11 protein-coding genes are annotated in these 12,492 nt (G+C 71.2%); 7 read left to right on the top strand and 4 right to left on the bottom strand.

The genetic code is table 11. The features are described 5' to 3' along the window. Positions 1 to 5 precede the first annotated feature (5 nt). Positions 6 to 608, bottom strand: a complete 603-nt coding sequence (locus tag AB0395_RS27535) for a superoxide dismutase family protein (protein ID WP_366285627.1) — start codon at positions 606 to 608, stop codon at positions 6 to 8. A 346-nt stretch (positions 609 to 954) separates the two neighbouring features. On the opposite strand from AB0395_RS27535, the gene AB0395_RS27530 reads away from it, so the two are divergent. Further along, positions 955 to 2,211 (top strand): cytochrome P450, encoded by a 1,257-nt coding sequence (locus AB0395_RS27530; RefSeq protein ID WP_366285625.1) that lies wholly within the window; start codon positions 955 to 957, stop codon positions 2,209 to 2,211. A 14-nt stretch (positions 2,212 to 2,225) separates the two neighbouring features. Here the strand turns inward: AB0395_RS27530 and lysA are convergent, their stop codons facing one another. After that, positions 2,226 to 3,506: a diaminopimelate decarboxylase gene (gene lysA / locus AB0395_RS27525; protein ID WP_366285622.1), complete on the bottom strand. Its 1,281-nt coding sequence runs from the start codon at positions 3,504 to 3,506 to the stop codon at positions 2,226 to 2,228. Positions 3,507 to 3,650: 144 nt separating this feature from the next. Between lysA and AB0395_RS27520 the strand changes: the two genes are divergently transcribed. The 6 genes from AB0395_RS27520 to AB0395_RS27495 all read left to right on the top strand — a co-directional run bounded on the left by AB0395_RS27520 (position 3,651) and on the right by AB0395_RS27495 (position 10,452). Beyond that, the gene (locus tag AB0395_RS27520; protein ID WP_366285619.1) at positions 3,651 to 4,535 is read left to right on the top strand and encodes an ABC transporter substrate-binding protein; all 885 of its coding nucleotides are present in this window, start codon (positions 3,651 to 3,653) and stop codon (positions 4,533 to 4,535) included. Beyond that, entirely contained in the window at positions 4,526 to 5,464 is a 939-nt protein-coding gene (locus AB0395_RS27515) for an amino acid ABC transporter permease (protein WP_366285616.1), read from the top strand. The genes AB0395_RS27520 and AB0395_RS27515 overlap by 10 nt, the downstream gene beginning before the upstream one ends. Continuing rightward, positions 5,464 to 6,255, top strand: a complete 792-nt coding sequence (locus tag AB0395_RS27510; RefSeq protein WP_366285613.1) for an amino acid ABC transporter ATP-binding protein — start codon at positions 5,464 to 5,466, stop codon at positions 6,253 to 6,255. The genes AB0395_RS27515 and AB0395_RS27510 overlap by 1 nt, the downstream gene beginning before the upstream one ends. Then, positions 6,252 to 7,856 (top strand): D-aminoacylase, encoded by a 1,605-nt coding sequence (locus AB0395_RS27505; RefSeq protein ID WP_366285611.1) that lies wholly within the window; start codon positions 6,252 to 6,254, stop codon positions 7,854 to 7,856. The genes AB0395_RS27510 and AB0395_RS27505 overlap by 4 nt, the downstream gene beginning before the upstream one ends. Further along, positions 7,853 to 8,740 carry a serine hydrolase gene (locus tag AB0395_RS27500; protein ID WP_366285608.1) on the top strand — a complete coding sequence of 296 codons (888 nt, stop codon included), beginning with the start codon at positions 7,853 to 7,855 and terminating at the stop codon, positions 8,738 to 8,740. Before AB0395_RS27505 ends, AB0395_RS27500 begins: the two co-directional genes overlap by 4 nt. A 296-nt stretch (positions 8,741 to 9,036) precedes the next feature. Continuing rightward, the gene (locus AB0395_RS27495; protein ID WP_366285605.1) at positions 9,037 to 10,452 is read left to right on the top strand and encodes an amidase; all 1,416 of its coding nucleotides are present in this window, start codon (positions 9,037 to 9,039) and stop codon (positions 10,450 to 10,452) included. A gap of 107 nt (positions 10,453 to 10,559) precedes the next feature. On the opposite strand, the gene AB0395_RS27490 is transcribed toward AB0395_RS27495, so the two are convergent. Continuing rightward, positions 10,560 to 11,471 carry a LysR substrate-binding domain-containing protein gene (locus AB0395_RS27490; RefSeq protein WP_366285602.1) on the bottom strand — a complete coding sequence of 304 codons (912 nt, stop codon included), beginning with the start codon at positions 11,469 to 11,471 and terminating at the stop codon, positions 10,560 to 10,562. Between the two features lie 4 nt (positions 11,472 to 11,475). Beyond that, the gene (locus AB0395_RS27485) at positions 11,476 to 12,186 is read right to left on the bottom strand and encodes a CHAP domain-containing protein (protein WP_366285600.1); all 711 of its coding nucleotides are present in this window, start codon (positions 12,184 to 12,186) and stop codon (positions 11,476 to 11,478) included. Positions 12,187 to 12,492 lie beyond the last annotated feature (306 nt).

Below are 12,492 nucleotides of genomic sequence, written 5' to 3'. Positions count from 1 at the left end.
GAGGGTCAGCGCTCGGAGATCACGCCGCAGCCGATCCTGCCGCCGGAGTCTCCGGTCTTGAGGGTCGCCTCGTCGGGCCCCGCCTTGCCGTTGGCGTCGGTGTACCGGGCCGGGATGTTGGCGTGGTTGTCGGGCAGGGCGTGCACGATGACCGCGCTGCCGTCCTTGTCGAGGAGCTGGTCGACCCGGAAGCGGTCGGTCACCACGGAGGCGCTGGCGGTGCCGTCCGCGCCGACCAGGAGGGCGGGCAGGTCCCCCGAGTGGTCGGCGTGGCCGCCTGTGCCGAGGTTGAAGTGGCCGCCCGCGCTGAAGAAGGGGCTGCCGGTCGCCGGGTCGGTGGACGTGGGGTCGCAGATTCCGGTGGTGTGGATGTGGAAGCCGTGGTAGCCGGCGGTCAGGCCCCTGACGGTCACGGTCACCCTGGACTTGCCGTACCGCTCGTGGTCGATCCTGAGTGAGCCGACCACCGCGCCGTCGACGTTCTTGATCACAGCGTGGGCCTGGCGCCCGGAGCGGTCCGCCACCGACTCGGCCGCGGCGGCGGCGCCGACGGAGACGACGCCGACACCGAGCGCCACGATCAGGGCCAGATGGGTCTTGCGGAACATGGCAGGCCTCCTTTGTTGGTCCGTGCGAGGTTGTCCGTGCGAGCTTTCACTGGGATCTTTCTCCACACTTCGCGGGCGACGCTCTCATCTGGCTGGGGTTGGACGGTAAAGGGCGCGCAAAGCATGGTGGGGCCGGGTGCGGCGGGGCGCGGGGTCGCCCCGGGCCACGGAAAGAAAGGACCGCTTTCGGTAACGCAATGCTCACAGTGCGGTCATGGAAGCCAGGAGGGAAGGTGATTTCATCCGGGCGTGCCATGGCGTAGGTTCGGCCACTGCCGTACCTCCCGTCCCTGCCCGTCCCTGCCCGTCTATGCCCGTTCACGCCGCCGAGACAGCCGGAGAGCCCGTGGAACCCACCTCCCGCCCCGTCCCCCTGGACCCGACAGGCCGCGACATCCACGCGGAGGGGGCCCGCCTCCGGGACGCGGGCCCCCTGGTGCGGGCCGAGCTTCCCGGGGGTGTGGTCACGTGGGTGGTGACCCACCACGACGCGATCAAACGGCTCCTGGCCGACCCGCGCGTCTCCAAGGACGCCCGCAGGCACTGGCCCGCCTACATCAACGGCGAGATATCGCCGCACTGGCCGCTGATCAGCTGGGTCTCCGTCTACAACATGTTCACCGCCTACGGCGACGACCACCGGAGACTGCGCTCGCTGATCTCCAAGGCGTTCACCCCGCGCCGGGTCGCGGCGATGCGCCCGCGCGTCGAGCGGATCACCGGAGAGCTCCTCGACGCGCTGGCCACGACCCCGCAGGGCCGGGTCGTGGACGTCAGGGAGACGTTCGCCTACCGGCTTCCCATGCGGGTGATCGGCGAGCTGTTCGGCATCCCGGACAGCGCGAAGGATGACCTGCGCCGCGTCGTCGACAGCCTCTTCCGCACCTCCGCCGACCCAGAGGAGGTGGAGGGCGCCCTCCGGGACGGATACGTCCTCCTGGACGGCCTGGTCGCCGGCAAGCGGGAGAAGCCAGGTGACGACATGACCAGCGACCTGATCGCCGCGCGCGACGAGGACGGTGGCTCCCGCCTCAGCGAGGCCGAGCTGGTCGACACCCTGTTCCTGATGATCGCGGCAGGCCACGAGACCACCGTCAACCTGATCGACAACGCGATCCACGCCCTGCTGACCCACCCCGGCCAGCTCGGCCTGCTGCGCGCGGGCGCCGCCTCGTGGGACGACGTGATCGACGAGACGATGCGCTGGCAGACACCCGTGGCCAACCTGCCGCTGCGCTACGCCGTCGAGGACATCGACCTCGACGGCGTGGTGATCGGCAGGGGAGAGCCGATCGTCGTCGGCTACACCGCCGCGGGGCGCGACCCGGACCAACACGGTGGCGACGCCGACCTGTTCGACCTCACCAGGCCGACCCGCCGCGAGCACCTCGGATTCGGCCATGGCGTCCACTACTGCCTCGGCGCCCCGCTGGCCAGGCTCGAAGCGGGCATCGCGCTTGCGGCGCTGTTCTCCCGCTTCCCCGATCTGACGCTCGCCGTCCCCGGGCACGAGCTGGTTCCCCTCGACTCCTTCATCGTCAACGGGCACCGGACACTGCCGGTCGTGCTGCGCCCGGCCGCTCCCGCCCAGGCTCGGCCGTAGCCGAACTCCCGGGCTCAGGCGTAGAGGCGCAGGAGGTCCTCCTCGGTCTCCCTGCGCACGATCACCCGGGCGGCCCCGTCGCGGACCGCGACCACGGGCGGCCGCGTCACGTGGTTGTAGTTGCTCGCCATCGACCGCTGGTAGGCCCCGGAGGCGGGGACGGCGAGCAGGTCGCCGGGCCGCACGTCGGCGGGCAGCGGCAGGTCGCGGACGAGCACGTCCCCGCTCTCGCAGTGCTTGCCGACCACGGTGACCTCACGCGGGGGAGCCTGTGAGGGGCGGGAGGCCAGGAACGCGGTGTAGGCGGCGCCGTACATGGCGGGGCGTGGGTTGTCGCTCATCCCCCCGTCCACGCTGACGTAGGTGTTGACGCCGGGGATCTCCTTGACGGTGCCCACCTCGTACAGTGCGACGGCCGTCGGCCCGGCGATCGAGCGGCCCGGCTCGACGGCGAGCCGTATGCGGGCGGGCACGACCTCGCGCAGCGCCGCGACCACCTCCGCGGGGCGCGGGGGAATCGGGTCCCCGGGGCGGTAGACGATGCCCAGCCCGCCGCCGAGGTCGAGCTTGGGGATCGTCACGCCGTGCTCGTGCTCCATGGTCTGGAGGAACTCGGCCATCCTGCGCGCGGCCAGGGTGAACCCGCCGAGATCGGTGATCTGCGAGCCGATGTGGGAGTGCAGCCCGGCCAGTTCCAGGGAGGGCTCGGCCAGGACCCGGCGGACCGCCTCCGCGGCCAGCCCGGCACGCAGCGAGAAGCCGAACTTCGAGTCGTCGCCGCCGGTGGCGATGAACTCGTGGGTGTGCGCCTCGACCCCGGGGGTGACGCGGATCATCACGCTCTGCCGTACCCCGGCCTCGTCCGCCAGGGCGGCCAGGCGCTCTATCTCGGAGAAGGAGTCGACGACCACGCAGCCGACCTGCCACGAGACGGCGCGGCGCAGCTCGGCGAGGGACTTGTTGTTGCCATGGAAGACCACCCGCGCGGGGTCCATGCCCCCGGCGACGGCGACCGCCAGCTCGCCCCCCGTGCACACGTCGAGGCAGAGCCCGGCCGCGTCGAGCCAGCGCACCACCTCGGGGCAGAGGAAGGCCTTGCCGCCGTAGTGCACCTCCCCGTCGGCGAGCGCCTGGCGCCACTCGGCGCAGCGGGCGCGGAACTCCTCCTCGTCGAGGATGTAGGCGGGGGTGCCGAACTCGGCGGCGAGCTCCCGCACGCCTATCCCGCCGATGCGCAGTTCCTCGCCGGTCCACGCCGCGGTGCGTGGCCAGCCGTTCTCGATCACCAAGCTCATGGGGTCGAAGGTAGGCCTTTAAGGCTTTTGTCCAGTCTGAGCATCGAAGTTTTCGATGCTCAGACTCGCAAGCATTCACCTGTATTGGGACCGTTACCTGCCGTCGGCACCATAAGCTCAACTATTCGCAAAAGGGGAGCTTAAATGACAAAACGGCTGTATTCGGTCATTGCTGCCGCCCTGGTCGTCTCGGCGTTCGCGGGCGGCTGCGGGCGGTCGGCGTCGGGGACGGACACGAACACGGGGGCCACCGCCGCCGCGGGCAAGACCGCGAAGGACCTGGTGCCCGAGGCCGTGCGCAAGACGGGCGAGTTGCGGATGGCGACCTCCGAGGGCTACCCGCCGATGGAGATGTACAAGAAGGGCACCCAGGAGCTCACCGGCGTCGACCCTGACCTCGCCGCCGCGATCGCCGCCAAGCTGGGCCTGAAGGTCACGGTGACCAACGCCGCGTTCGACGGTCTGATCCCCGGCCTTCAGGCGGGACGCTGGGACGTGGTCATGTCTTCCATGAGTGACACCGAGGAGCGCCGCGCGGCCGTCGACTTCGTCGACTATTTCAACGCGGGCGGGGCCATCATGGTCAAGAAGGGCAACCCCGAGGGCATCAAGACCCTTGAGGACCTGTGCGGCCGCACCGTCGTGCTGGCCAAGGGCAGCTCGAACCTCGCGATCGGGCAGCGGCAGAACGACAAGTGCACCAAGAAGATGCAGATCATGCAGAGCGAGGACGCGCCGACCGGTCTGCTGAGCATCGACTCGGGACGCGCGGTCGCCACCATCGTCGACTCGCCCGTCGCCGCCATGTACGCCAAGGACACCGGCAAGTACGACGTGCTGTCCGAGCAGTACGACGCGGGCCCGTGGGGCATCGCGATCGACCGCCGCAACACCGCGCTGCGCGACGCCGTGGCCAAGGCCATGCAGGAGCTGCTGGCCGACGGCGGCTACAAGGCGGTCCTCGACGAGTACGGCGTGGCGAGCAACGCCGTGCCCGAGACCATGGTCAACACCAAGCCGTGGAAGTGACCGGCGCTCCCGAGGCGGCCACGAGCCCCGAGGCGGCGCAGGAACGGCATCTGCCCATCGACGCGATCCGCGCGCCCCGTCCAGGGCGGTGGATCGCGGCGGCGGTCGCCCTGTTCGCCCTGGTCTGGCTGCTCTACACGATTATCGTCAACGAGAACCTGCACTGGGACGTCATCGTCGAGTACTTGGCCGACGGCAGGATCCTCGGCGGCCTGTGGGTCACCATCCAGCTCACCGTGCTGTCCATGGCGATCGGCCTGGCACTCGGCATCCTCGCCGCGGTGATGCAGCTGTCCGGCAGCCCCGTCCTGCGGGGCGCCTCCGCCCTGTACACCTGGTTCTTCAGGGGCACCCCGCTGCTGGTGCAGCTCATCTTCTGGTTCAACATCGGGCTGGTCTTCCCCTCCTTCGGCATCGGCGTGCCCTTCGACGGCCCCAAGCTGGTCGAGTGGCAGGCCAACGAGCTGATCACGCCCTTCACAGCCGCGCTGCTCGGCCTGGCGATCAACGAGGGCGCGTACATGGCTGAGATCGTCAGGGCGGGCATCCGCTCGGTCGACCCCGGGCAGCGCGAGGCCGCGGAGGCGCTCGGCATGACGCACCGGCAGGTGCTCCGCCGGGTGGTGCTTCCCCAGGCGATGCGCGTGATCATCCCGCCGACCGGCAACCAGTTCATCTCGATGCTCAAGACCACCTCGATGGTCTCGGTCATCGCCGGAGCCGAGCTGCTGACCGTCTCCCAGCGCATCTACCTGGGCAACTTCGAGGTCATCGCGATGCTCATCGTGGCCTCCATCTGGTACATCGTGCTCACCACCATCGCGAGCGTCGGACAGCACTTCATCGAGAAGCGGTTCGAGCGCGGCCACCACGCGCTGCAGACGAGGGTGCGCCGCAATCTGCGGCCGTTCGGCAAGGGGAACGTGTGATGGCCCGACCGGCGTTCGAAACCGTGCCCGCACCGCCCATGGTGCAGATCCGCTCGGTCCGCAAGTGCTTCGGCTCCGTCGAGGTGCTCAAAGGCATCAGCCTGGACGTGCCCGTCGGCGGCGTCGTGTGCGTCGTCGGCCCCTCGGGGTCGGGCAAGTCGACGCTGCTGCGCTGCGTCAACCGCCTCGAGACCATCGACTCGGGCCGCATCTGGGTCGACGGCGACCTGATCGGCTACGCCGAGCGGGGCGACCGCTTACACCACCTGCGCCCCGCCCAGCTGTGTGCCCAGCGGCAGGACATCGGCATGGTCTTCCAGCGCTTCCACCTGTTCCCGCACCGCACGGCGCTGGAGAACGTCATGGAGGGCCCGGTCGTCGTCAAGGGTGTCCCCAGGGACGTCGCGAGGAAGCGGGCGATGGAGCTGCTCGACCGGGTCGACCTGGCCGGCAGGGCAGAGCACTACCCCTCCCAGCTCTCCGGCGGCCAGCAGCAGCGCGTGGCGATCGCCCGCAGTCTGGCCATGGACCCCAAGCTGATGCTCTTCGACGAGCCGACGAGCGCGCTCGACCCCGAGCTGGTCCAGGAGGTCCTCGCGGTCATGCGGGACCTGGCGGCCAGCGGCATGACGATGATGGTGGTGACCCACGAGATGGGCTTCGCGCGCGAAGTCGGCGACAATCTGATCTTCATCGACGGCGGTGTCATCGTCGAGCAGGGAAACCCCCGCGAAGTGCTCGCCGACCCCAAGCACGAACGGTTCCGCGCCTTCCTCGGGCAGGTGTTGTGATCCACTTCGACCTGCTGTTGCGCGGCGGCCTCGTGGTCGACGGAACGGCGGAGCCCGGTGCCGCGCGCCCGGCCGACGTCGGTGTCGCCGGGGGCCGTCTCACCCTGCTGCCCCCGGGAGCCCCGGCGACCTCGCGCGAGACCGTGGACGTGACCGGCCTCGCCGTCACCCCCGGCTTCATCGACGTGCACACCCACTCGGACGGCGTCACCCTGATCGACGGAGAACTGGGCCGCGAGATGGTCCTGGCCTCCGTGCTGCAGGGGGTGACCACCGAGATCTCCGGCAACTGCGGCTCGAGCCTCTTCCCCGCGCTGCCGGAACGGCTGCCCCCCATGTGCGCGGAGACCCGGGTCTACTTCGGCGGCGACGTCGGGATGTACGAGGGGTTCGCCGAGTTCTCCGCGGCGCACGCCGCCGTGCCCAGGGCCAACCACCTGGCCTCCCTGGTCGGGCACGGCACACTGCGCGGCGGGGTGATGGGCCCCGTCGACCGGGCCGCGACCCCCGAGGAGCTGGACACCATGTGCCGGTTGCTCGACCGGGCGCTGGTCCAGGGCGCGGCCGGGCTGTCCACCGGGCTGATCTACACTCCCGGCACCTACGCGGGCACGGACGAGGTGGTCGCGCTGGCGGCCGTCGCCGCCAGACACGGCAAGCCGTACGTCACCCACCTGCGCGACGAGATGTCGCGGGTCGAGGAGGCGCTGGAGGAGGCCGTCGAGATCGCCGTCAGGAGCGGTGCCTCGCTGCACGTCTCCCACCACAAGACCGCCGGAAAATACGCATGGGGTCGCACTGAGCGTACTCTTCCCAGAATCTCCGCTCTACGGACAGGGGGGATGGATGTGACATGTGATGTCTATCCCTATACTGCGGGGAGCACAGCGCTGGGCGCGATGCTTCCGCCGTGGGCCTCCGAGGGCGGGATCTCCGCGCTGACGGCACGCCTGGCCGATCCAGGCCAGCGTGACCTGATGCGCCTCGCCATCGCCGAAGGCGTCCCCGGCTGGGAGAACACCGTCGGCAACGGTGGCTGGGATCGCATCTCGATCGCCTGTGCGCCACGCCACTCCGAAACGGAGGGGCTCACGATCGCCGAGCTGGCCGTCACCCGCGGCCAGGACCCCCTCGACGTGGCCGCCGCCCTGCTCGTCGCCGAGCAGGGCGAGGTCACGATCATCAGCCATTCCATGATCGAGGACGATGTGCGGCGCGTGCTGGCGGCGCCGTACTCGATGATCGGCTCCGACGGCGTGCCCAAGCCGGGAGGCCGCCCCCACCCGCGCTGGGCGGGGACGTTCCCCAGGGTGCTCGGCCACTACGTCAGGGAGCTCGGGCTGCTCAGCCTGGAGACGGCCGTGCACAAGATGACGGGCATGGCCGCGGCCAGGTTCGGGCTCACGGGGCGCGGTGTGATCGCCGACGGCGCGCACGCCGACCTGGTCGTCTTCGACCCCGGCTCGATCGCGGACGGCGCGACCTTCGCCGACCCGCTGGTCCCGCCCTCCGGGATCCACCTGGTCGTCGTCGCCGGGGAGATCGTGGTCCGCGATGGTGTGGAGACCGGCGCCAAGCCGGGATCGGTGCTCGCCGCATGACCGGCGGGCAGGACCCCGGGCGGGACACAGGACAGGACCCCGGGCGGGGGCTCGGACAGGACACGGCGGGCGTCGCGGGCGTGCCGTACGGCGACCTCGGAGCGCTCGATCTGGGCGGGCCCGGCACGCTCGCCGTTTCGGTGCCCGGGCTGATCTCCCTCGGCGAGGACGCCGAGCTGACCCTCGCCAGCACCGGCAAACTGCTGCTGCTCGCCGCGGTCGCCAGGCGGATCGCCTCGGGAGAGCTCGACCCCGGGGAGATCGTGGAGCTGCGGGAGGAGGACCGCTGCGGCGGCTCCGGGCTCCTCGGCCTCCTGTCGGCCCGGCGCTGGCCGATCGGCGACCTCGCCGTGCTCACCGCCTCGGTGAGCGACAACACCGCGACCAACGCGCTGCTGCGCAGGGTCGGCCTGGACCGGGTGGCGGAGAGCGCCGCGGAGCTGGGGTTCGCCCGCACCCGGATCCTCGACCGGATCCGCGAGCCCAGGCTGCCCTCGCATCCGCCGACCTTCGCCGTCGGCACGGCGGGCGAGCTGGCCCGGTTCGCGGCCGGGCTGGACGGGCGTGAGGAGTGGACCGCGCTCATGCTGCGCTGGATGGCGCACAACGGCGACCGGAGCCTGGTCCCCGCCCTGCTACCGCACGAGGCGGAGGAGCGGGAGGTCCCGGCCTCCGTCCCGGCGGGGAAGGTGTGGGTGGCCAACAAGACCGGCACGGACACCGGGGTGCGGGCCGACGTGGGAGTGATGATCGGCCCGGAGCGCCGGATCGGCTACGCCGTGCTGGCCAACGGTCCCGCCGGAGCCGAGCACGCCCTGGTCGAACGCGCCCGTAGAGCGGGCCTGGCCATCGGCCACCTGGCGGGCCTGTCCCGCGGGCGCTGACACGGCGGCGGCACGCCTCCACCGTGCCGGTGTCCGTGTCCGTGTCCGTGCCCGTGGCCGTCACGGTCCGTGGCCATGTCCGTCACGGGCACCGGCACCGGCGCCGTACCCGTGTCCGTGGTCGTCACGGACACGGGTACGGCGGGCGGCAGGTTTCTCTCCTTTGCTGTCGCTGTTCGCCAGAAAACCCGTGAAAACAGTGGAAATCCACCGATGGAACGCGCTAAACACTGTTCGCAAGCACGGGCGCGGCCGGGTGAGCGGGACCGGCGGCGCCGCCGACAGGAGGGACGCCAGTGGAGCTCCACGAGTACGCACGTTTCGACGCCGTCGGGCTGCGTGACCTGATCGCGACGGGTGAGGTCACGGCGGCCGAGGTCGAGGACACCGCCAGGCGAGCCCTGCTGGCGGCGGACGCGGAGGTCAACGCCCTGGCGCTGCCGCTGTTCTCCCCGGCGCTCGACCACGTGGCGGACGGGCCGCTCGCCGGTGTGCCGTTCCTGATCAAGGACAGCGGGCCGATGGCGAAGGGGGTGCCGTCCTTCCTGGGCAGCCGGGGCCTCGAGGTCGTCGCCGGGCACGACAGTGAGCTGATGACGCGGCTGCGGGCCGCGGGCCTGGTCACCCTGGGCCTGACCACCGTGCCGGAGATGGTGGTCAGCTTCTCCACCGAGTCGGTCAAGCACGGGCCGACCCGCAACCCCTGGGACCTGGAGCGGGGCGTCGGCGGGTCGAGCGGCGGCGCGGCGGCCCTGGTCGCGGCCGGTGCCGTTCCCCTCGCGCACGGTAACGACGGCGCCGGCTCCATCCGCGTCCCCGCCTCCTGCTGCGGGCTGGTCGGACTCAAACCGAGCCGGGGCCGTGTCTCCAGCGGCCCCGACACGGCGGAGGTGACGTTCGGGATGTCTTGTGAGTTCGGGCTGGCCCGTACCGTCAGGGACGCCGCCCACCTGCTCGACGCCGTCCACGGCCCCGCCGCGGGTGACAAGTACACCGCGCCGCCCCCCGCAGGGCGCTACGCGGACGAGCCGGGCGCGGATCCGGGGACGCTACGGGTCGCCGTGACCACCGAGGCCTGGTCGGGCGTCGCGGTTGATCCCGAGGTCGCCGCCGCGGCGGTCACGGTCGGCAAGGCCCTGGAGGGGATGGGACACCTTGTCACCGGCGCCACCCCGGCCGTCGAGTGGGACCTCGTCCTGCGGGGCGTCGTCCCGGTCGCGATCGCCTGCGTCGCCGGGGCCGTGCTCGCGGCCTCGGCGACGCCGGACCCCGGCGGCTTTGAGGCGGTCACCAGGCACGCCCTCGACGCGGTGAAGGGGCTCGGCGCGCTCGACCTGATGGCCGCGCTCGACGCACAGAACCGGGTGAGCCGGTCGGTCGGCGCGTTCTTTGCCGGCTACGACCTGCTGGTCACCCCGACCTTGGGGCAGCTCCCCGCGCCGCACGGCATCCTGCGCTACGACGACCCGGACCACACCATGGCGAGCTGGCACGAGTCGCTCTTCGACTACGGCCCCTTCACCGTGGTGTTCAACATCGCGGGCCTGCCCGCCGTCAGCCTGCCGCTGGGCTGGAGCGAGAGCGGGCTGCCGATCGGGGTGCAGCTCGTCGCCCCCTACGGCCGCGAGGACCTGCTGCTGCGGATCGCCGCCAGGCTCGAGGAGGCCATGCCCTGGAAGGACCGCACTCCCCGGGTTTTCGTGGGAGGCTGACCTCCGTCCCGCCGTACGCCGTTCCGCCGTGTCGCCGGGGGAGAACGGCCGCCCGGCTGGAAGGCGTCCCCGGCCGTCACGGAGGACGGGAGCAGGCGGGGCGGGGGTCAGCGCAGGGCGTTGCGGATCTGGGCCGAGGCGTCGCGCAGATAGTCGATGAAGGAGCGCAGCGCAGGGTTGGGGTTCGTCGGACGGGTCGCGGCGCCGATCCTGCGGAAGAGGCGGGGGCCGTCCAACCGGCACACCTGGATGCCCGTCGCACCCTGTGCGCCGAGACTGGGCACCAGGGCGACCCCGAGCCCGGCTCTGACCAGTCCCAGGGTGACCTCATAGTGGTCGCTGCGGCAGCGGATCGTCGGGTTGAACCCCTCGAGCGCGCTGGCCCGTTCCAGCACCGAAACGGGGGTCTCCGTGCCGTACGTGGTGATCCACGGCTCGTGGGCCAGGTCCGCGAGCCGTACCCGCGGACGCTGCCCTGCGGGGTGGCCCTGCGGCACCACGAGCAGCTGCGGCTCGTCGAACAGGTGGGTGACCTCGACCCCCTCCGGGGGCTTCCACGGGTCGAGGGCGTGCTCGAAGACCACCAGGACGTCGAGGGCGCCGCGCTCCAGGTCGGGCAGGAGCTCGTGCGGCTGGCCGAGCACCAGGTCGAGCTCGACGGCGGGATGGCGGGCGCTGAAGGTCGACAGAGCCAGCGGCAGCAGCCGGTATCCGGCGGAGGCGAAGAACCCGATCCGCAGCTGTCCCGCGTCCGCCCTGGCCTCGGCGAGCAGGTCCTTCTCCGCCGACTCGATGATGTCCAGGACCTCCTGCGCCCTGGTCGCAAGCCGGCGCCCGGCCCCGGTCAGCCGCAGGCTCTGCGCGCCCCGCTCGACCAGGCCGACCCCGGCCTCCTCCTCCAGTTTGGACAGCTGGTGGGACACGGCGGACGGGGAGAGCCGCAGGACACGCGCGGCTCCCGCGATACTTCCCGTCCTGAAGACCTCCAGGAGCACCCGCAGGCGTTGACTGCTCAGCACGCATTCAGTATCGGTGCAGGTGGAAGGTGCGTGTGGCACGCCGCCTACGGTGCCTGCCGGCCGCGGGAACGCGCGGCCTGAGCCAGGCCAGCACGAGCGCCGCGCCGAGCGCGCAGGAAAGCGTCACGGTGACCGGCGCCACCTCGAACGCGAGCGCCGGAGGGGCGCTCATGGTCACATTCATCGGGCCGGACGCGGGACGGTCGCCGGACTGCGGCGCGTCGTCGAGGACGGGTACGGCGCCCGCCAGCTTCTCCCTGACCTTGCGCGGCAGCCCGTAGCCGACGACCTTGCTCTCGTCCCGGGTCTTGCGCCTGAGCCAGACCCCGTCGACGTTCCCCTCGATGGTGTGGAGCGTTCCAGCCTCGACACTCTCGACCACGCCGACATGGTCGATGCCCTCGATGTCCTTGCCGCCCGACCAGTCGAAGAACACCAGCGCTCCCGGCTCCGGCGTCTGCGACCAGGCGTCGTGCGCCTGGAACCAGCGGGCGTGCGAGGGGGTCCAGGCGAACCGGCCCACGAAGTCGCCGACGCCCGCCTTCTCCGCGGCCCACGCGATGAACATGTCGCACCAGGGGGCCGTCTTGTACTGCGGGTCGCGCACGACCTTGGTCGAGTACCACTCGCCGAAGGTGGTGTGCTGTCCGTCCCGCTCCCGGTATCCGAGCTCGGGCTCCATGACGCTGAGCAGATCGTCGCCGATCGGGTCCATGGTCGCCGGCCACCCCGTCCACTGTCCTCCGCCCTTCGAGGAAGGGTGGTCACTGTCCGATAACGCTGGACTGTATGCAGTGGAAAGGTGAAAAGTCGGGCTTTTCACTCAAAAAGCGGGCCGGAGGCGGCCGGGGATACCTGATTGGACGGTCGGCGCGAACCTCGGCCCTTCCTGCTCTATCATCGTCCGGCACGGTGGCCGCCGCCGGGTGGACGGCCCGCGGCAGCGTGAACCCCCGGCCCCTTGTTCAGGTACCGGCGCGATCTCGACATGCTCCGGGAGCGGAGCTTCGCCCTGCTGCTC

This window comes from Streptosporangium sp. NPDC051023 (assembly GCF_040689595.1).
Taxonomy (GTDB): Bacteria; Actinomycetota; Actinomycetes; order Streptosporangiales; family Streptosporangiaceae; genus Streptosporangium.
The sequence above is the reverse complement of the archived record's forward strand: the minus strand, read 5'-3'. Positions and strand labels throughout refer to the sequence as shown.

Bases quoted from the DNA above. Each gene is read 5' to 3' on its own strand.
- AB0395_RS27485 (WP_366285600.1), bottom strand. From the start codon at position 12,186: ATGGACCCGATCGGCGACGATCTGCTCAGCGTCATGGAGCCCGAGCTC.
- AB0395_RS27535 (WP_366285627.1), bottom strand. From the start codon at position 608: ATGTTCCGCAAGACCCATCTGGCCCTGATCGTGGCGCTCGGTGTCGGC.
- AB0395_RS27500 (WP_366285608.1), top strand. From the start codon at position 7,853: ATGACCGGCGGGCAGGACCCCGGGCGGGACACAGGACAGGACCCCGGG.
- lysA (WP_366285622.1), bottom strand. From the start codon at position 3,506: ATGAGCTTGGTGATCGAGAACGGCTGGCCACGCACCGCGGCGTGGACC.
- AB0395_RS27510 (WP_366285613.1), top strand. From the start codon at position 5,464: ATGGCCCGACCGGCGTTCGAAACCGTGCCCGCACCGCCCATGGTGCAG.
- AB0395_RS27520 (WP_366285619.1), top strand. From the start codon at position 3,651: ATGACAAAACGGCTGTATTCGGTCATTGCTGCCGCCCTGGTCGTCTCG.